The organism is Streptomyces sp. LUP30 (genome assembly GCF_001746365.1).
Lineage (GTDB): Bacteria > Actinomycetota > Actinomycetes > Streptomycetales > Streptomycetaceae > Streptomyces.
Genome location: NZ_MJAJ01000016.1, coordinates 126084 through 143929, shown reverse-complemented (window position 1 = coordinate 143929; position 17846 = coordinate 126084). Strand labels below are relative to the sequence as shown.

Here is a 17846-nt window from a genome sequence, read left to right as displayed (position 1 = left end):
GGTGCGCCCGAGGACGTGGCCGCGCTGCTCGGCGGCGAGCGGTGGACCGTCGTGCACGCGCGTCCGGAGGCGGCGGAGCCCGGCCCCGTCGCCGCCTCCGCGCTCGGCGCGGCGCTGGGATCGCCGTTGGTCGACCTCGCCTCCGACGTCGTACGGGTCCTCGTGCCGGCCGAGCGCGAACCGGGGCCGCAGCCCGGCTGGACGATCGGGGTCAGCGCCGTCGTCGAGCCGTCGCAGTGGCCGCTCGCCGACACGCAGGCGGCCCTTGCCCTGGCCCGCGCCCTGGCGACCCGCACGGCCCTGGTCCGGCACGGTGGGCGAACGGCCCTGGCGGGCCTGGTCCCGCCCGGCGAGGCCGCCGAGCACGCGCGGGCGCTCCTCGCGCCCCTCGCCGCCTCCCCGGCACTCGCCGAGACGCTGCGGGCCTGGCTGTCGCTGCACGGCAGCTGGGACCGCACGGCGGTCGCCCTGTCGGTGCACCGCAACACCGTGCGGCAGCGGATCGCCCGCTGCGCGGCCCTGCTGGACGCCGACCTGGACGACGCGGACGTGCGGATGGAGCTGTGGTTCGCCCTGAAACACCGGTGAGTGACGCGTGTCCCAGCGGCCGGAACGGCGAGGACGCGCACAGCCCGCTGCCTCACAATGGAGACCATGCCGATACCCGGGACGCCCAGCCGCGCCGAACTCGTCGACCACCTCGTCAGGACCCGTATCGCCGGGGACGTCGCCACGCCCCGCGAGAACAACCTGTCCCACTACCGTCAACTCGCCAACGGTGTCCGCAACTTCTGGCTCGGTCTGGAACTCGGCGACCGCTGGAGCGACGAGCAGGACGTGCTCGCGGTGATGGCGGAGCGGGTGGGCGTGAACGACGACCCCGAGTACCGCTACGGCCAGGACACCATCGACCCGCAGCTGACGGTCGACGGCCTGGACCGGATGGCGGCCCGGCTGCGCAAGGCCGCCGACGGGCGGCAGCGGGTCCTGTTCGCCACCGGCCACCCGGGCGGCCTCCTCGACGTGCACCGCGCCACGGCCGCCGCCCTGCGCGAGGCGGGCTGCGAGATCGTCGTCATCCCGCAGGGGCTGCAGACCGACGAGGGGTACGTCTGGCAGGTCGCCGACGTGGCGGTGCTGGAGCACGGGGCCACCCTGTGGCACACCCACTCCGGCGAGCCGATGAAGGCCATCCTGACGGCCCTGGAGCGCGCGGGGCGCCCGCTGCCGGACCTGGTCGTGGCCGACCACGGCTGGGCGGGCTACGCCGGCCGGCACGGCGTCGACTCCGTCGGCTACGCCGACTGCAACGACCCGGCCCTCTTCATCGGCGAGGCGGAGGGCGTCGTCCAGGTGGCGGTCCCCCTGGACGACCACGTCGTCAGCCCGCGCCACTACGACCCGATGGTCGCCTACCTGCTGACGGAGGCGGGCCTGCGGGAGGCGGACCTGTAGGACGCGGGCCTGCAGGACGCGGGCCTGCGGGAGGCGGGCCTGCGCGAGGCGGACCGGTCCGGTCCGTGGACGCTCCCTCAGTCCTCCCGGGGGACGCGGACCACGCCCTCCTGGATCACCGACACGGCGAGCCGGCCGTCCTGCGTGTAGATGCGGGCCTGGCCGAGGCCGCGGCCGCCGTGCGCGGACGGCGACTCCTGGTCGTACAGCAGCCACTCGTCGGCGCGGAACGGGCGGTGGAACCACATGGCGTGGTCCAGGGACGCCCCGACGACGTCGCCGACCGCCCAGCCGCCGCGGCCGTGCGCGAGCAGGACCGAGTCGAGCAGCGTCATGTCGGAGACGTAGGTGGCCAGGACGACGTGCAGCAGAGGGTCGTCCGCCAGCTTGCCGTTGGTGCGGAACCAGACCTGGCTGTGCGGCTCGCGAGGCTCCCCGAACCGGCCGTACGGCGGGTCGTCGACGTACCGCAGGTCGATCGCCTGGCGGGCCTCCAGGAACTTCTCGACGACCACGGGATCGAGGTGGTCGTAGCCGCGCAGCCGCTCCTCGGAGGTGGGCAGCGTGGCCGGGTCCGGCGCGGGCGGCCTGGGCGTCTGGTGGTCCAGGCCCTCCTCGTACGTCTGGAAGGACGCCGACAGCGTGAAGATCGGCCGGCCGTGCTGGACGGCGACCGCGCGGCGGGTGGTGAAGGAGCGGCCGTCGCGGACGCGCTCGACGGTGTAGACGATGGGCGCGCCCGGGTCGCCCATGCGCAGGAAGTACGCGTGCAGGGAGTGGGCGTGCCGGTCCTCGGGGACCGTGCGCCCGGCGGCGACCAGCGCCTGGGCCGCCACCTGCCCGCCGAACACGCGCGGGACGACGGCGGACCGGGACCGGCCGCGGAAGATGTTCTCCTCGATCTGCTCCAGGTCGAGCAGATCGAGGAGATCCTGTAGTGCCTGGCTCATGGCATCTAGTTGTAGCGGCCCGTAATTGCGGGCTGCTTACAGACCCATGTCCTTCGCGATGATCGACTTCATGATCTCGCTCGTGCCGCCGTAGATGCGGTTGACGCGGTTGTCCGCGTACAGACGGGCGATCGGGTACTCGTTCATGAAGCCGTAGCCGCCGTGCAGCTGGAGGCAGCGGTCGATCACGCGGTGGGCGACCTCGGTGCAGAACAGCTTGGCGCTGGCGGCCTCGGCCGGGGTCAGCTCACCGGCGTCCAGGGCCTCCGTGGCGCGGTCGGCGACGGCCTCGGCCGCGTCCACCTCGGCCTGGCAGGCGGCCAGCTCGAACTTGGTGTTCTGGAAGTGCGCGACCGGCTTGCCGAAGACCGTGCGCTCCTGCACGTACTGCTTGGCGAACCGGACGGCGGCCTTGGCCTGCGCGTACGCGCCGTAGGCGATGCCCCAGCGCTCGGAGGCCAGGTTGTGGCCGAGGTAGTAGAAGCCCTTGTTCTCCTCGCCGAGGAGGTCCTCGACGGGCACCTTGACGTCGACGAACGCCAGCTCGGCGGTGTCGGAGGTCTTCAGGCCGAGCTTGTCCAGCTTGCGGCCGACCGAGTAGCCCTCGGCCTTGGTGTCCACCACGAAGAGGGAGATGCCGTGACGGCGGTCCTCGGCGCTGGGCGCGGCGGTACGCGCACAGACGATCATGCGGTCGGCGTGGACGCCGCCGGTGATGAAGGTCTTGGAGCCGTTGAGGACGTAGTGCGTGCCGTCCTCGGAGAGCTTGGCGGTGCTCTTCATGCCCGCGAGGTCGGAGCCGGTGCCCGGCTCGGTCATCGCGATCGCCCACATCTCCTCGCCGGAGACGAACTTCGGCAGGAAGCGCTTCTTCTGCTCGTCGGTGGCGAGCAGCTTGATGTACGGCAGGCCGAGCAGCACGTGCACGCCGGAGCCGCCGAAGGTGATGCCCGCGCGGGCGGTCTCCTCGTAGAGGACGGCCTCGAACTTGTACGAGTCGATGCCGGCGCCGCCGTACTCCTCGTCGACGCGGATGCCGAAGACGCCCAGCTCGGCGAGCTTGTAGTAGAAGTCGCGCGGCGCCTGGCCGGCCGCGAACCACTCGTCGTAGACCGGGACGACCTCGGCCTCGATGAAGGCCCGGAGGGTCTCCCGGAACGCCTCGTGGTCCTCGTTGAACACCGTACGGCGCACCGCCGCCACCCTTCTGTGCGCCTGAACCGGCGCCGCTCTCGCGTACCTGGTTGCTCGCCGTGGGGGTTCCGCGATGAGTGGCTGCGGTGGCCCCCATGGCTAAGCGCTTGCTCAGGGCAACCGTACCGGCGGGTAGGGAGAGGAGTCCATAGGGTCGGCCGTAACGCTCGTCACTCCCCCGCGGCCGCGGCCGCGAACGCGCCGCGGGCCATGCGGTGCAGGAGCCCGGCCGTGGCCGTGCGACCGGGGAGGGAACCCGGTCGGCCGAGGTGCGGGGTGGAGTTCAGCAGGCCGAAGACCGAGTGGACCGCCGAGCGGGCCGCGGGCTCGGCGAGGCCCGGGTACACCGCGCGCAGGACCTCCACCCACAGCTCGACGTACTGCCGCTGCAACTGGCGGACCAGCTTGCGGTCGCTGTCGCGGAGGCGGTCCAGTTCGCGGTCGTGCAGGGTGATCAGGGGACGGTCGTCGAGGGCGAAGTCGATGTGCCCCTCGACGAGCGAGTCGAGCACCGCCTCGGAGGACACCCCGTCGGCCTCCTCCAGGCGTCGTTTCGCACCGGTCAGCAGCCGGCCGCTGATGCCCACCAGCAGTTCGGCGAGCATCGCGTCCTTGCCGGGGAAGTGGCGGTACAGCCCGGGACCGCTGATGCCGACCGCGGCCCCTATCTCGTCCACCCCGACGCCGTGGAACCCGCGCTCGGCGAACAGACGCGCGGCCTCCCTGAGGATCTGCTCGCGCCGGGTGGGAGCGTCTGTTCTCGTGGCCATGAGGGCAATTCTAGACAGGGAGGTTAGCGGTCGTTAACCTGAAGGAAATGGTTAACGCTCATTAACAGTCGATCACTGGCGTGAGGGGACCGCGAGGATGGAAGAGGCACCGGAGCTGACGAGCGCGGCAGACCCCGCGTCGGAGGCCTGGAGGGCCAACGAGGAGGCGCACCGCGCGCTCGCCGAGGAGCTGCGCGGCAAGCTCGCCGCGGCCCGGCTGGGAGGCGGTGAGAAGGCGCGGGCCCGGCACACCGCACGCGGCAAGCTGCTGCCCCGCGACCGGGTCGACGCCCTCCTGGATCCGGGCTCGCCGTTCCTGGAGCTCGCCCCCCTCGCCGCCGACGGGATGTACGACGGACAGGCCCCGGCCGCCGGCGTCATCGCCGGGATCGGGCGGGTCGGCGGGCGCGAGTGCGTGATCGTGGCCAACGACGCCACCGTCAAGGGCGGCACGTACTACCCGATGACGGTCAAGAAGCACCTGCGCGCCCAGGAGGTGGCGCTGGAGAACCGCCTGCCCTGTCTGTACCTGGTGGACTCCGGCGGCGCCTTCCTGCCCATGCAGGACGAGGTGTTCCCGGACCGCGAGCACTTCGGGCGGATCTTCTACAACCAGGCCCGGATGTCCGGGGCCGGGATCCCGCAGATCGCGGCGGTGCTCGGCTCGTGCACGGCCGGCGGGGCGTACGTCCCCGCCATGAGCGACGAGGCGGTCATCGTCCGCGGCCAGGGCACGATCTTCCTCGGCGGGCCCCCGCTGGTGAAGGCCGCCACCGGAGAGGTGGTCACCGCGGAGGAGCTCGGCGGCGGCGACGTGCACGCGCGTGTGTCGGGCGTGACCGACCACCTCGCGCAGGACGACGCGCACGCGCTGCGGATCGTGCGCACCATCGTCGCCACGCTCCCCGAGCGCGGACCCCTGCCCTGGCAGGTGCGGCCCTCCGTGGAGCCCAAGGTCGACCCCCACGGGCTGACCGGCGCCGTCCCGGTGGACTCGCGCACCCCCTACGACGTGCGCGAGGTCATCGCGCGCGTGGTCGACGGCTCCCGCTTCGCGGAGTTCAAGTCCGAGTTCGGGCAGACCCTGGTCACCGGCTTCGCCCGGATCCACGGCCACCCGGTCGGGATCGTCGCCAACAACGGCATCCTGTTCTCCGAGTCCGCCCAGAAGGGCGCCCACTTCATCGAGCTGTGCGACCAGCGGGGGATCCCCCTGGTGTTCCTGCAGAACATCTCCGGGTTCATGGTCGGCAAGGACTACGAGGCCGGCGGCATCGCCAAGCACGGCGCGAAGATGGTGACGGCCGTGGCGTGCACGCGCGTGCCGAAGCTGACGGTCGTCGTCGGCGGGTCGTACGGCGCGGGCAACTACTCCATGTGCGGCCGGGCCTACTCGCCCCGCTTCCTGTGGATGTGGCCCAACGCCAAGATCTCCGTCATGGGCGGTGAGCAGGCCGCCTCCGTCCTCGCGACCGTCAAGCGCGACCAGCTGGAGGCCGGCGGCCAGGAGTGGCCCGCCGAGGACGAAGAGGCCTTCAAGGATCCGATCCGTGCGCAGTACGAGCGGCAGGGCAACGCCTACTACGCGACCGCCCGGCTCTGGGACGACGGGGTCATCGAACCGCAGGAGACCCGGCAGGTGCTGGGCCTGGCCCTGACGGCCTGCGCCAACGCGCCGCTGGGCGAGCCCCGGTTCGGCGTCTTCCGGATGTGAGGAGGGGACTTCATGTTTGACACAGTGCTCGTGGCCAACCGGGGCGAGATCGCCGTCCGCGTCATCCGCACGCTGCGCGCCATGGGCGTGCGCTCGGTGGCGGTCTTCTCCGACGCCGACGCGGACGCCCGGCACGTCCGGGAGGCGGACACGGCGGTCCGGATCGGCCCGCCGCCCGCCGCCGACAGCTACCTGTCGGTCGAACGGCTCCTGGAGGCGGCCGCGCGGACCGGCGCCCAGGCCGTCCACCCGGGGTACGGGTTCCTGGCCGAGAACGCCGGCTTCGCCCGCGCGTGCGCCGACGCCGGGCTGGTCTTCATCGGGCCGCCCGCCGAGGCCATCGCTCTCATGGGCGACAAGATCCGGGCCAAGGCGACGGTGCGGGAGGCCGGGGTTCCGGTGGTGCCCGGATCGAGCGGCAGCGGCCTGACGGACGGCCAGCTCATCGCCGCCGCCCACGAGATCGGCGTTCCCGTGCTGCTGAAGCCGAGCGCGGGCGGCGGCGGCAAGGGCATGCGGCTGGTGCGCGACGCGTCGCTGCTGGCCGAGGAGATCGCCGCCGCCCGCCGTGAGGCCCGCGCCTCCTTCGGCGACGACACGCTGCTCGTCGAGCGGTGGGTCGACCGGCCCCGGCACATCGAGATCCAGGTGCTCGCCGACGGCCACGGCAACGTGATCCACCTCGGCGAACGCGAGTGCTCGCTGCAACGCCGGCACCAGAAGATCGTCGAGGAGGCGCCGAGCGTCCTGCTCGACGAGGCCACGCGCGCGTCGATGGGCGAGGCGGCCGTGCAGGCGGCACGCTCCTGCGGGTACCGCGGGGCGGGCACGGTGGAGTTCATCGTGCCGGGCGGCGATCCGTCGTCGTACTACTTCATGGAGATGAACACCCGGCTCCAGGTGGAGCATCCGGTCACCGAACTGGTCACCGGCCTGGACCTGGTGGAGTGGCAGCTGCGGGCGGCCGCCGGCGAGCCGCTGCCGTTCGGCCAGGAGGACGTGCGGCTGACCGGACACGCCGTCGAGGCCCGCGTCTGCGCCGAGGACCCCGCGCGCGGGTTCCTGCCGTCCGGCGGCACGGTGCTCCGGCTGCACGAGCCGCAGGGCGACGGCGTGCGCACCGACTCCGGGCTCAGCGAGGGCGCCGAGGTCGGCAGCCTCTACGACCCCATGCTGTCCAAGGTGATCGCCTACGGTCCGGACCGGGAGAGCGCCCTCAGGAAACTCCGGGCGGCCCTGGCCGACACGGTCACCCTGGGCGTGCAGACCAACGCCGGGTTCCTGCGGCGGCTGCTGGCCCACCCGGCGGTCGTGGCGGGCGAGCTGGACACGGGACTGGTGGAACGGGAGGCCGCTTCGCTGGTCACGGCCGACGTCCCGCCGGACGTCTACGCGGCGGCGGCGCTGCTGCGCCGGCCCGCGCCGGCCCCCGCGCCCGGCACGGGGTGGGTGGACCCCTTCTCGGTCGCCGACGGCTGGCGGCTGGGCGGCGAGCCCGCCTGGACCGCACACCACCTGCACGTGCCCGGACACGACCCGGTGACGGTCCGGGTGCGCGGCACGGCCGACGGCGGGCGGGAGGTGCTGCTCGACGGGGAGGAGACCCCGCGGCGCAGCTCCGGGATCCTGCCCCCGCGACCGGACGACCCCCGCTTCGTCTGCCGGCTCGACGGGGTCACGCACGCCTTCGCCGCGCTGCCGGACGGCACCTGGCTGGGCCGCGACGGCGACGCCTGGCAGGTGCGCGACCACGACCCGGTGGCCGCCTCCCTCACCCGGGGGGCCCACGCGGGCGCCGACTCGCTCACCGCGCCCATGCCCGGCACGGTCACGGTCGTCAAGGTCGCCGTCGGCGACGAGGTGGCCGCGGGCCAGAGCCTGCTGGTCGTGGAGGCGATGAAGATGGAACACGTCATCTCCGCGCCGCACGCCGGCACCGTCGCCGAACTCGACGTGACACCGGGCACGACGGTCGCCATGGACCAGGTACTGGCCGTCGTCGCCCCGGTGACCGATCCGGCGACCGACCCGGCGACCGATCCGGCGAAGGAGGAGAAGTGACGACGCTCCCCATGGCCGTACCCGCTCCGGGCCTGCCCGCGCGGGTGCGCATCCACGAGGTCGGCGCCCGCGACGGCCTGCAGAACGAGAAGACGACCGTGCCCACGGACGTCAAGGCCGAGTTCGTGCACCGCCTCGCAGACGCCGGCCTCACCACCATCGAGGCCACCAGCTTCGTGCACCCGAAGTGGGTCCCCCAACTCGCGGACGCCGAGCAGTTGTTCCCGATGGTGAGCGATCTCGACGTGGCGCTGCCGGTGCTGGTGCCCAACGAACGCGGACTGGACCGGGCGCTGGCGCTGGGCGCGCGCGGCGTCGCCGTCTTCGCCAGCGCCACCGAGTCCTTCGCCAAGGCCAACCTCAACCGCACGGTGGACGAGGCGCTGGCCATGTTCGAGCCGGTGGTGGCCCGCGCCAGGGCCGAGGACGTGCGGGTGCGCGGCTATCTCTCCATGTGCTTCGGCGACCCGTGGGAGGGCGCGGTCCCGGTCGAGCAGGTGGTCCGGGTCTGCCGTGCCCTGCTCGGCCTGGGCTGTCACGAGCTGAGTCTGGGCGACACGATCGGCGTGGCCACCCCGGGCCATGTGCGGGCCCTGCTCACCGCGCTGAACGAACAGGGCGTCCCCACGGACGCGTTGGGGGTGCACTTCCACGACACCTACGGTCAGGCGCTCGCCAACACCCTCGCCGCGCTCCAGCACGGCGTCACCACCGTCGACGCCTCGGCGGGCGGTCTCGGCGGCTGTCCGTACGCCAAGTCCGCCACCGGCAACCTCGCCACCGAGGACCTCGTGTGGATGCTGCGGGGCCTCGGCATCGACACCGGGGTGGACCTCGGCCGTCTCGTCGCCACAAGCGAGTGGATGGCCACCCACCTGGGCCGACCCAGCCCGTCCCGCACCGTCCGAGCACTCGGCACCACGACACAGCCCCACAAGGAGCAGTGACCCGACATGGACCACCGTCTCTCCCCCGAACTGGAAGAACTCCGCCGCACGGTCGAGGAGTTCGCGCACGACGTGGTCGCGCCCAAGATCGGCGACTTCTACGAGCGGCACGAGTTCCCCTACGAGATCGTCCGCGAGATGGGCCGCATGGGCCTGTTCGGGCTGCCCTTCCCCGAGGAGCACGGCGGCATGGGCGGCGACTATCTCGCCCTGGGCATCGCGCTGGAGGAACTCGCGCGGGTCGACTCGTCCGTGGCGATCACGCTGGAGGCGGGCGTCTCGCTGGGCGCCATGCCGATCCATCTCTTCGGCACCGCGGAGCAGAAGCGGGAGTGGCTGCCGCGCCTGTGCTCCGGCGAGATGCTCGGCGCCTTCGGCCTGACCGAGCCGGACGGCGGCTCGGACGCGGGGGCGACGCGCACCACGGCCCGTCTCGACCCCGACACGGACGAATGGGTGATCAACGGCGCCAAGTGCTTCATCACCAACTCGGGCACGGACATCACGGGGCTGGTCACGGTCACCGCGGTGACGGGCCGCAAGCCGGACGGCCGTCCGCTGATCTCCGCGATCATCGTCCCGTCCGGCACCCCGGGCTTCACGGTCGCGGCGCCCTACTCGAAGGTCGGCTGGAACGCCTCCGACACGCGTGAGCTGTCCTTCGCCGACGTGCGCGTCCCGGCGGCGAACCTGCTGGGCGAGGAGGGCCGTGGGTACGCGCAGTTCCTTCGGATCCTCGACGAGGGACGCATCGCCATCGCCGCGCTGGCGACCGGGCTCGCGCAGGGCTGTGTGGACGAGTCGGTGAAGTACGCCAAGGAACGGCATGCGTTCGGCCGTCCGATCGGCGCCAACCAGGCCGTCCAGTTCAAGATCGCCGACATGGAGATGAAGGCGCACACGGCCCGGCTGGCCTGGCGGGACGCGGCCTCGCGGCTGGTGGCCGGAGAGCCCTTCAAGAAGGAGGCGGCGCTGGCGAAGCTGTACTCCTCCACGGTCGCCGTCGACAACGCCCGTGAGGCCACCCAGGTGCACGGCGGCTACGGCTTCATGAACGAGTACCCGGTGGCCCGCATGTGGCGCGACTCCAAGATCCTGGAGATCGGCGAGGGCACGAGCGAGGTGCAGCGGATGCTGATCGCCCGGGAGCTGGGGCTCCCCGCCTGACCGGACGCCGCCTCGCGTTTCCCGGCGCCTGCGCGCCCCGATCGGCCGCTCGGCGGCCTCAGGTCAACCGCCTGAGGCCGCCGACTCCGTTTCCCCGACGCGCTGCTGAGGATCCGTCCGCCCTCGATCGACAGGCAGTGCACGGGCGCGGGACAGGTCTCGCCGTGCCCGGCCTCGGCCCCGCGGGCCGCCCCCTGGACACGAGCTGAGGTTAGGCTAACCTACATTCGAACCGTCCTCGGGTGATCCCGCCCCGTTCGAAAGTGGCCACACTCATGTCCAACGCCAGCGCCGTCCGTCCCACCCGCCGTGGCATCCTCGCCGCCGGTGGCGCCCTCGGCCTCGGCGCCGTGCTCGCCGCCTGCGGGGACGAAGACGCGGGCAGCAGCGGCTCCGGGCCGGCGGCGAACGCCTCGGCGAAGTCCGGCCCGTGGACCTTCAAGGACGACCGCGGCACCACGGTGAAGCTCGACGCCGTCCCCGCGAACATCGTCGCCTTCACCGGCGTCGGCGCGGCCCTCCACGACTACGGAATCCAGGTCAAGGGCGTCTTCGGACCCACCAGGACCGCCTCGGGCAAGGCCGATGTGCAGGCCGGCGACATGGACGTCACCAAGGTGACGGTCCTCGGCAACGTCTGGGACGAGTTCAACGTCGAGAAGTACGCCGCCCTCGCCCCCGACGTCCTCATCTCCACGATGTTCGACGGCGCCGGCACCCTCTGGTACGTCCCCGAGGCCTCCAAGGACAAGATCGCCAAGCTTGCCCCGAGCGTGGGCATCTCCGTCTACGACCGCCAGTTGACCGCTCCGCTGCAGCGCATGTGGGAGCTGGCCGAGTCGCTGGGCGCCGACATGACGGCGGCCGCCGTCACCGGCGCCAAGAAGAGGTTCGAGGACGCGGCCGCCCGGCTGCGCGCGGCCGCCAAGGCCAAGCCCGGCATCAGGGTGATGGCCGGTTCCGCGAGCCCCGAGCTCTTCTACGTCTCCGGCACCGACCTCTCCGTCGACCTCGAGTACTTCAAGGCCCTCGGCGTGAACTTCGTCGAGCCGCCGGCGAGCGCCAAGGCCCAGGGCGGCGGCTGGTACGAGTCGCTGAGCTGGGAGAACGTCGACAAGTACCCGGCCGACATCATCATGATGGACGACCGTTCCTCGACCATCCAGCCCGCCGACATCACCAAGGCGACCTGGAAGAAGCTGCCCGCGGTGAAGGCCGGTCAGGTCATCGCGCGCTCCCCCGAGCCGATCCTGTCCTACGACAAGTGCGTGCCGCTGCTGGAGAACCTCGCCGCGGCGCTGGAGAAGGCGAAGAAGGTCGCCTGACGACGGCGACCTGACGCAGTGGGCGCGCCGCGGTCCGGCCGCGGTCACGCCCACGCGGCGGAGCCGCATGCCGATGCAGCCCCGCGCCCCTGAGCGAGCCGCCCTGCCCCACGTCTTCAGGAGCCCCCATGACCACAGCCGTCGCCGCCCCCTTCCGGTTCTTCTCGCTCCAGGTCGCACGGACGCGGCGGCTGTCGCCGTCCCTGGTCCGGGTGAGTCTCACCGGGGAGGACCTGCGGCACTTCTTCTCCGACGGGCGCGACCAGTCGCTGTCGCTGTTCCTGCCGCATCCGGGTCAGGAGGAGCCGCAGGTCCCCGTCGAGCTCGGGGACGGATGGTGGCAGGGATGGCGTGAACTGCCGGACGGCGTACGGGCGGTGATGCGTTCGTACACGCTGCGTGCGCTGCGCGCCGACGCGCTCGGACGCACGGTGGAGATCGACGTCGACTTCGTGCTGCACACCCCCGCCGGGCCCGCCTCCGCATGGGCGGCGCGCGCGGCCGCCGGGGACCGGGTGGTGCTGCTCGGGCCCGCGGTGGCCGACAACCGGGCGATCCGGTTCCGTCCGCCGCACGACGCCGACCTGCTGGTGCTCTGGGGCGACGAGAGTGCGCTGCCGGCCGTCGCGTCGATACTGGAGTCACTGCCGGCCGGACAGCGCACCCGGGTCTGGCTGGAGGTCCACGATCCTGCCGACGTGCGGGAGTTGACGACCCGCGCGGCCGCCGAGGTGACCTGGGTGGTCGGGGAGGGTTCCGTCGACGCCGTCCGCGCGGCCGCTCTGCCGCCCGCGGCGAACCCGTACGTCTGGATCGCGGGCGAGTCGGGATCCGTGAAGGCGCTGCGCCGGCACTTCGTGCAGGAGCGGGGCGTGGACCGGCGCCGGGTCACCTTCGTCGGGTACTGGCGCCGGGGCATGAGCGAGGAACAGCTCCGCGAGACCGAGTAGCGACACCGCGCCCCCGCAGCCGTGCGTGCGGGGGCGCGCACGTGACCACCGTCACGGCACACCCAGGATCCTCGCGCTCGAAGTCAGGTTAGGCTTACCTAAGTTGATCAGAGGTTCCGTCCCCGAACCGCCCCGCCCAGGCCCCCGTCCCCACCCCCGGAGGACCCCCACCATGCGCTCGCACCTGCTCAATGACACGACCGCGGAGCACTACCGCCGCTCCGTGACCGAAGGAGTAGAGCGGGTGGCCGCCAAACTCGCCGCCACCGACCGTCCGTTCACCGGCGTCACGGTCGACGCCCTCGCGCCCCGCATCGACGGGATCGACCTCGACCGGCCCCTGGGCGACACCGCCGCCGTGCTCGACGAGCTGGAGGAGGTCTACCTCCGCGACGCGATCTACTTCCATCACCCCCGCTACCTCGCCCACCTCAACTGCCCCGTGGTCATCCCCGCCGTGCTGGGCGAGGCGGTCCTGTCCGCCGTCAACTCCTCCCTCGACACCTGGGACCAGTCGGCCGGCGGCACCCTCATCGAGCGGAAACTGATCGACTGGACGTGCGCCCGCATCGGTCTCGGCCCCGCCGCCGACGGGGTGTTCACCTCCGGCGGCAGCCAGTCCAACCTCCAGGCCCTGCTGCTGGCCCGCGAGGAGGCGAAGTCCGACTCCCTGGCGAGACTGCGCGTCTTCGCCTCCGAGGTGAGCCACTTCAGCGTGAAGAAGTCGGCGAAACTGCTCGGCCTGGGCCCGGACGCCGTGGTCACCATCCCCGTCGACCACGACAAGCGCATGCAGACCGTGGCGCTCGCCCACGAGCTGGAGCGCTGCACGAAGGACGGCCTCGTCCCCATGGCCGTCGTCGCCACCGCAGGCACCACCGACTTCGGCTCCATCGACCCGCTCCCCGAGATCGCCGAGCTGTGCGCGCAGTTCGGCGCCTGGATGCACGTCGACGCCGCCTATGGCTGCGGACTCCTCGCCTCCGTGAAGCACCGGGACCGCATCGACGGCATCGAGCGAGCCGACTCCGTCACCGTCGACTACCACAAGTCCTTCTTCCAGCCCGTGAGTTCCTCCGCCGTCCTGGTCCGGGACGCGTCCACGCTGCGCCACGCCACCTACCACGCCGAGTACCTCAACCCGCGCCGCATGGTGCAGGAACGCATCCCCAACCAGGTGGACAAGTCCCTGCAGACCACCCGCCGGTTCGACGCCCTCAAGCTGTGGATGACCCTGCGCACGATGGGCGCCGACGGCATCGGGCAGCTCTTCGACGAGGTCTGCGACCTGGCCGTGGACGGCTGGCGGCTGCTGGCCGCCGACCCGCGCTTCGACGTCGTCGTCCAGCCCTCGCTGTCCACCCTCGTCTTCCGCTGGATCCCCGCCGCCGTCACCGACCCGGCCGAGATCGACCGCGCCAATCTCTACGCCCGCAAGGCCCTGTTCGCCTCGGGCGACGCGGTGGTCGCGGGCACCAAGGTCGGCGCCCGCCACTACCTGAAGTTCACCCTGCTCAACCCCGAGACCACGACCGACGACATCGCCGCCGTCCTCGACCTGATCGCCGGCCATGCCGAGCAGTACCTGGGAGAGTCCCTTGACCGCGCTTGCTGAATCCCCGGACGCTGTCCATGACTTCGTGGGGATCGGACTCGGCCCCTTCAACCTCGGACTGGCCTGTCTGACCGAGCCCATCGCCGAACTCGACGGCCTCTTCCTGGAGTCGAAGCCCGACTTCGAGTGGCACGCGGGAATGTTCCTCGACGGCGCCCACCTCCAGACCCCGTTCATGTCGGACCTGGTCACCCTCGCCGACCCGACGTCCCCCTACTCCTTCCTCAACTACCTGAAGGAGAAGGGCCGGCTCTACTCGTTCTACATCCGCGAGAACTTCTACCCGCTGCGCGTCGAGTACGACGACTACTGCCGCTGGGCCGCGAACAAGCTGACCAGCGTGCGCTTCTCGACGACGGTCGCCGAGGTGACGTACGACGAGGGCGACGCGCTGTACGCCGTGCGGACCACCGACGGGAACGTCCACCGCGCCCGGCGGCTGGTCCTCGGCACCGGCACCTCCCCGTACGTCCCCGAGGCCTGCGCCGGCCTCGGCGGCGACTTCCTGCACAACTCCCGCTACGTGCAGCACAAGGCGGAGCTGCAGAAGAAGGAGTCGATCACCCTGGTCGGCTCCGGTCAGTCGGCCGCCGAGATCTACCTCGACCTGCTCTCCGAGATCGACGTGCACGGCTACCGGCTGAACTGGGTCACCCGCTCCCCGCGCTTCTTCCCGCTGGAGTACACCAAGCTCACCCTGGAGATGACCTCCCCGGAGTACGTCGACTACTTCCGGGCGCTGCCCGAGCAGACCCGCTACCGTCTCGCCGCCGAGCAGAAGGGCCTGTTCAAGGGCATCGACGGCGACCTCGTCAACGAGATCTTCGACCTGCTCTACCAGAAGAGCCTCGGCGGCCCCGTCCCCACCCGGCTCCTCACCAACTCCGCCCTCACCGGCGCGAGCCACGCCGACGGCACGTACACGCTGTCCTTCCGTCAGGAGGAGCAGGGCAAGGACTTCGAGCTGAGCAGCCAGGGGCTGGTGCTCGCCACCGGCTACCACTACGCCGAGCCCGAGTTCCTCGCGCCGGTCCGGCACAGACTGCGCCGCGACGCCCACGGCAACTTCGACGTCGCCCGCAACTACGCCATCGACACCACGGGCCGAAGCGTGTTCCTGCAGAACGCGGGCGTGCACACGCACAGCGTCACCTCACCCGACCTCGGCATGGGCGCCTACCGCAACAGCTACATCATCCGCGAGCTGCTCGGCAGCGAGTACTACCCGGTCGAGAAGACCATCGCATTCCAGGAGTTCGGCGTATGACCACCCCCGCGGCCGTCGGCCGCCTCTCCCTGCGTCCCCTCGACCCCCGCCGGGACGCCGACCTGCTGCACCGCTGGGTCACGCACCCCAAGGCCGCGTACTGGATGATGCAGGACGCGACGCTCGCCGACGTCGAGCGGGCCTACACGGACATCGCCGCCGACGAGCACCACCACGCGCTCCTCGGGCTGCACGACGGCGAGCCCGCCTTCCTGATGGAGCACTACGACCCCGTCCACCGCGAGCTGGCCGGCCTGTACGAACCGCTGCCCGGCGACGTCGGCATGCACTTCCTGGTCGCCCCCACGGACCGGCCGGTGCACGGCTTCACCCGCGCGGTGATCACCGCCGTCGTGGCGCACCTCTTCGCGGATCCGTCGGTGCGGCGCGTCGTCGTCGAACCGGACGTCTCCAATACGGCCGTGCACGCCCTCAACGAGGCCGTCGGCTTCGTGCCCGAGCGGGAGATACGCAAGCCCGAGAAGACGGCGCTGCTGAGCTTCTGCACCCGCGAGCGGTTCGTCGCGGCGACAGGGGTGACGGCATGAGCCTCACCGACGCGGTGGCCCACCTCTCCCCCGAGCACTGGGCGAAGGCCAACCGTCTGCTGGTGCGCAAGGCCCTCGCGGAGTTCGCCCACGAGCGCCTCGTCACGCCCGAGGAGCTCACGACGCCCGAGGGGACACAGGGCCGGTACGTCGTCCGCAGCGACGACGGGCTCACGTCCTACCGCTTCACCGCCGTCCGCCGCGCCCTCGACCACTGGCAGGTGGACGCCGACTCGATCACCCGCACCCGCGACGGAGCCGAACTCCCCCTCGAGGCACTGGACTTCTTCATCGAACTGAAGTCGGCCCTGGGCCTGAGCGACGAGATCCTGCCGGTCTATCTGGAGGAGATCTCCTCCACCCTCTCCGGCACCTGCTACAAGCTCACCAAGCCCCGGATCACCTCGGCGGAACTGGTCCGCAGCGGTTTCCAGGCCATCGAGACCGGGATGACCGAGGGCCACCCCTGCTTCGTCGCCAACAACGGGCGGCTCGGCTTCGGCATCCACGAGTACCTGGCGTACGCGCCGGAGACGGCGAGCCCGGTCCGGCTGGTGTGGCTGGCCGCGCACCGCTCGCGCGCCGCGTTCACGGCGGGCGTCGGCATCGCCTACGAGTCGTTCGTGCGCGACGAGCTGGGCTCGGCGACCGTCGACCGTTTCGACGCGGCCCTGCGGGCGCGCGGCCTGGACCCGGCCGACTACCTCCTCATCCCCGTCCACCCCTGGCAGTGGTGGAACAAGCTCACCGTCACCTTCGCGGCCGAGATCGCCCGCGGGAACCTGGTGTGCCTGGGCGAGGGCGACGACGAGTACCTGGCGCAGCAGTCCATCCGCACCTTCTTCAACCGGTCGCATCCCGAGAAGCACTATGTGAAGACGGCCCTGTCCGTGCTCAACATGGGGTTCATGCGCGGGCTGTCGGCCGCCTACATGGAGGCCACCCCGGCCATCAACGACTGGCTGGCCCAGATCGTCGACAACGACCCGGTGCTCAAGTCGACCGGTCTGTCGATCATCCGGGAGCGGGCCGCCGTCGGCTACCGGCACCTGGAGTACGAGGCCGCGACGGACCGCTACTCGCCGTACCGCAAGATGCTGGCGGCGCTGTGGCGGGAGAGCCCGGTGCCGACGCTGCGGGAGGGCGAGTCGCTCGCGACCATGGCCTCGCTGATCCACGTGGACCACGAGGGCCGGTCGGTGGCCGGCGCACTGATCGAGCGCTCCGGCCTGCCCCCGGCCCAGTGGCTGCGCGCCTACCTCCAGGCCTACTACACGCCCCTGCTGCACAGCTTCTACGCCTATGACCTGGTGTTCATGCCGCACGGCGAGAACACGATCCTCGTGCTGAAGGACGGCGTCGTCCAGCGGGCGATCTACAAGGACATCGCCGAGGAGATCGCCGTCATGGATCCGGACGCGGTGCTGCCGCCCGAGGTCCGCCGCATCCGCGTGGACGTGCCCGAGGACAGGAGACTCCTGTCGATCTTCACGGACGTCTTCGACTGCTTCTTCCGCTTCCTCGCGGCCGACCTGGCCGCCGAGGGCGTCCTGGAGGAGGAGGGGTTCTGGCGCACGGTCGCCGAGGTCACCCGCGCCTACCAGGAGGCGAACCCCCAACTGGCCGACCGGTTCCGCCAGTACGACATGTTCGCCCCCGAGTTCGCGCTGTCCTGCCTCAACCGCCTCCAACTGCGCGACAACCGGCAGATGGTGGACCTGGCCGACCCGTCGGGCGCCCTCCAGCTGATCGGAACCCTGAGGAATCCCGTCGCGGGGTTCTGATCCGACGCGGCGGGCGCCCCGAGTACGGTCCTCGGGACGCCCGCCGCCGTGTGCCGGGCCCCGCCGCCGTGTGCCCGGCCCGGGGCGGTGAAACAATCC

General features: G+C 71.6%; 15 protein-coding genes. 12 read left to right on the top strand and 3 right to left on the bottom strand.

Features of this window, described 5'->3' with window-relative positions; all coding sequences use genetic code 11:
- Together BG482_RS16015 and BG482_RS16010 are read left to right on the top strand one after the other, a co-directional pair.
- Positions 1-588: helix-turn-helix domain-containing protein (locus tag BG482_RS16015; RefSeq protein ID WP_141746606.1), on the top strand; the 588-nt coding region annotated here is incomplete at its 5' end.
- A gap of 66 nt (positions 589-654) precedes the next feature.
- The gene (locus BG482_RS16010) at positions 655-1455 is read left to right on the top strand and encodes a phosphatase (RefSeq protein WP_069769707.1); all 801 of its coding nucleotides are present in this window, start codon (positions 655-657) and stop codon (positions 1453-1455) included.
- Positions 1456-1532: 77 nt separating this feature from the next.
- Here the strand turns inward: BG482_RS16010 and BG482_RS16005 are convergent, their stop codons facing one another.
- From BG482_RS16005 to BG482_RS15995, 3 genes are all read right to left on the bottom strand, one after another.
- Positions 1533-2405 carry an acyl-CoA thioesterase II gene (locus BG482_RS16005; RefSeq protein ID WP_069769689.1) on the bottom strand — a complete coding sequence of 291 codons (873 nt, stop codon included), beginning with the start codon at positions 2403-2405 and terminating at the stop codon, positions 1533-1535.
- A 36-nt stretch (positions 2406-2441) separates the two neighbouring features.
- On the bottom strand, positions 2442-3599 hold the full coding sequence (locus tag BG482_RS16000; RefSeq protein ID WP_069769706.1) for an acyl-CoA dehydrogenase family protein: 1158 nt from the start codon (positions 3597-3599) through the stop codon (positions 2442-2444).
- Between the two features lie 170 nt (positions 3600-3769).
- Positions 3770-4369 (bottom strand): TetR/AcrR family transcriptional regulator, encoded by a 600-nt coding sequence (locus BG482_RS15995; protein ID WP_069769688.1) that lies wholly within the window; start codon positions 4367-4369, stop codon positions 3770-3772.
- A gap of 97 nt (positions 4370-4466) precedes the next feature.
- Between BG482_RS15995 and BG482_RS15990 the strand changes: the two genes are divergently transcribed.
- The 10 genes from BG482_RS15990 (at position 4467) to BG482_RS15945 (ending at position 17747) form a co-directional block, all read left to right on the top strand.
- Positions 4467-6083, top strand: coding sequence for a carboxyl transferase domain-containing protein (locus BG482_RS15990; RefSeq protein ID WP_069769687.1), 1617 nt, complete (start codon positions 4467-4469; stop codon positions 6081-6083).
- A 12-nt stretch (positions 6084-6095) separates the two neighbouring features.
- Positions 6096-8144, top strand: a complete 2049-nt coding sequence (locus BG482_RS15985; protein ID WP_069769686.1) for an acetyl/propionyl/methylcrotonyl-CoA carboxylase subunit alpha — start codon at positions 6096-6098, stop codon at positions 8142-8144.
- Positions 8145-8155: 11 nt separating this feature from the next.
- Positions 8156-9091 carry a hydroxymethylglutaryl-CoA lyase gene (locus tag BG482_RS15980; protein ID WP_069769705.1) on the top strand — a complete coding sequence of 312 codons (936 nt, stop codon included), beginning with the start codon at positions 8156-8158 and terminating at the stop codon, positions 9089-9091.
- A 6-nt stretch (positions 9092-9097) separates the two neighbouring features.
- Complete coding sequence (locus BG482_RS15975; RefSeq protein ID WP_069769685.1) at positions 9098-10258, top strand: acyl-CoA dehydrogenase family protein; 1161 nt, start codon at positions 9098-9100, stop codon at positions 10256-10258.
- A gap of 275 nt (positions 10259-10533) precedes the next feature.
- Positions 10534-11583 (top strand): ABC transporter substrate-binding protein, encoded by a 1050-nt coding sequence (locus BG482_RS15970; RefSeq protein ID WP_069769684.1) that lies wholly within the window; start codon positions 10534-10536, stop codon positions 11581-11583.
- Positions 11584-11711: 128 nt separating this feature from the next.
- Positions 11712-12533 carry a siderophore-interacting protein gene (locus BG482_RS15965; protein ID WP_069769683.1) on the top strand — a complete coding sequence of 274 codons (822 nt, stop codon included), beginning with the start codon at positions 11712-11714 and terminating at the stop codon, positions 12531-12533.
- 172 nt (positions 12534-12705) lie between these two features.
- Entirely contained in the window at positions 12706-14148 is a 1443-nt protein-coding gene (gene desA, locus BG482_RS15960) for a lysine decarboxylase DesA (RefSeq protein WP_069769682.1), read from the top strand.
- Complete coding sequence (locus BG482_RS15955) at positions 14105-15415, top strand: lysine N(6)-hydroxylase/L-ornithine N(5)-oxygenase family protein (protein WP_370745795.1); 1311 nt, start codon at positions 14105-14107, stop codon at positions 15413-15415. The genes desA and BG482_RS15955 overlap by 44 nt, the downstream gene beginning before the upstream one ends.
- Positions 15412-15963 (top strand): GNAT family N-acetyltransferase, encoded by a 552-nt coding sequence (locus BG482_RS15950; protein ID WP_069769680.1) that lies wholly within the window; start codon positions 15412-15414, stop codon positions 15961-15963. The genes BG482_RS15955 and BG482_RS15950 overlap by 4 nt, the downstream gene beginning before the upstream one ends.
- Entirely contained in the window at positions 15960-17747 is a 1788-nt protein-coding gene (locus BG482_RS15945) for an IucA/IucC family siderophore biosynthesis protein (protein ID WP_069769679.1), read from the top strand. The genes BG482_RS15950 and BG482_RS15945 overlap by 4 nt, the downstream gene beginning before the upstream one ends.
- Positions 17748-17846 lie beyond the last annotated feature (99 nt).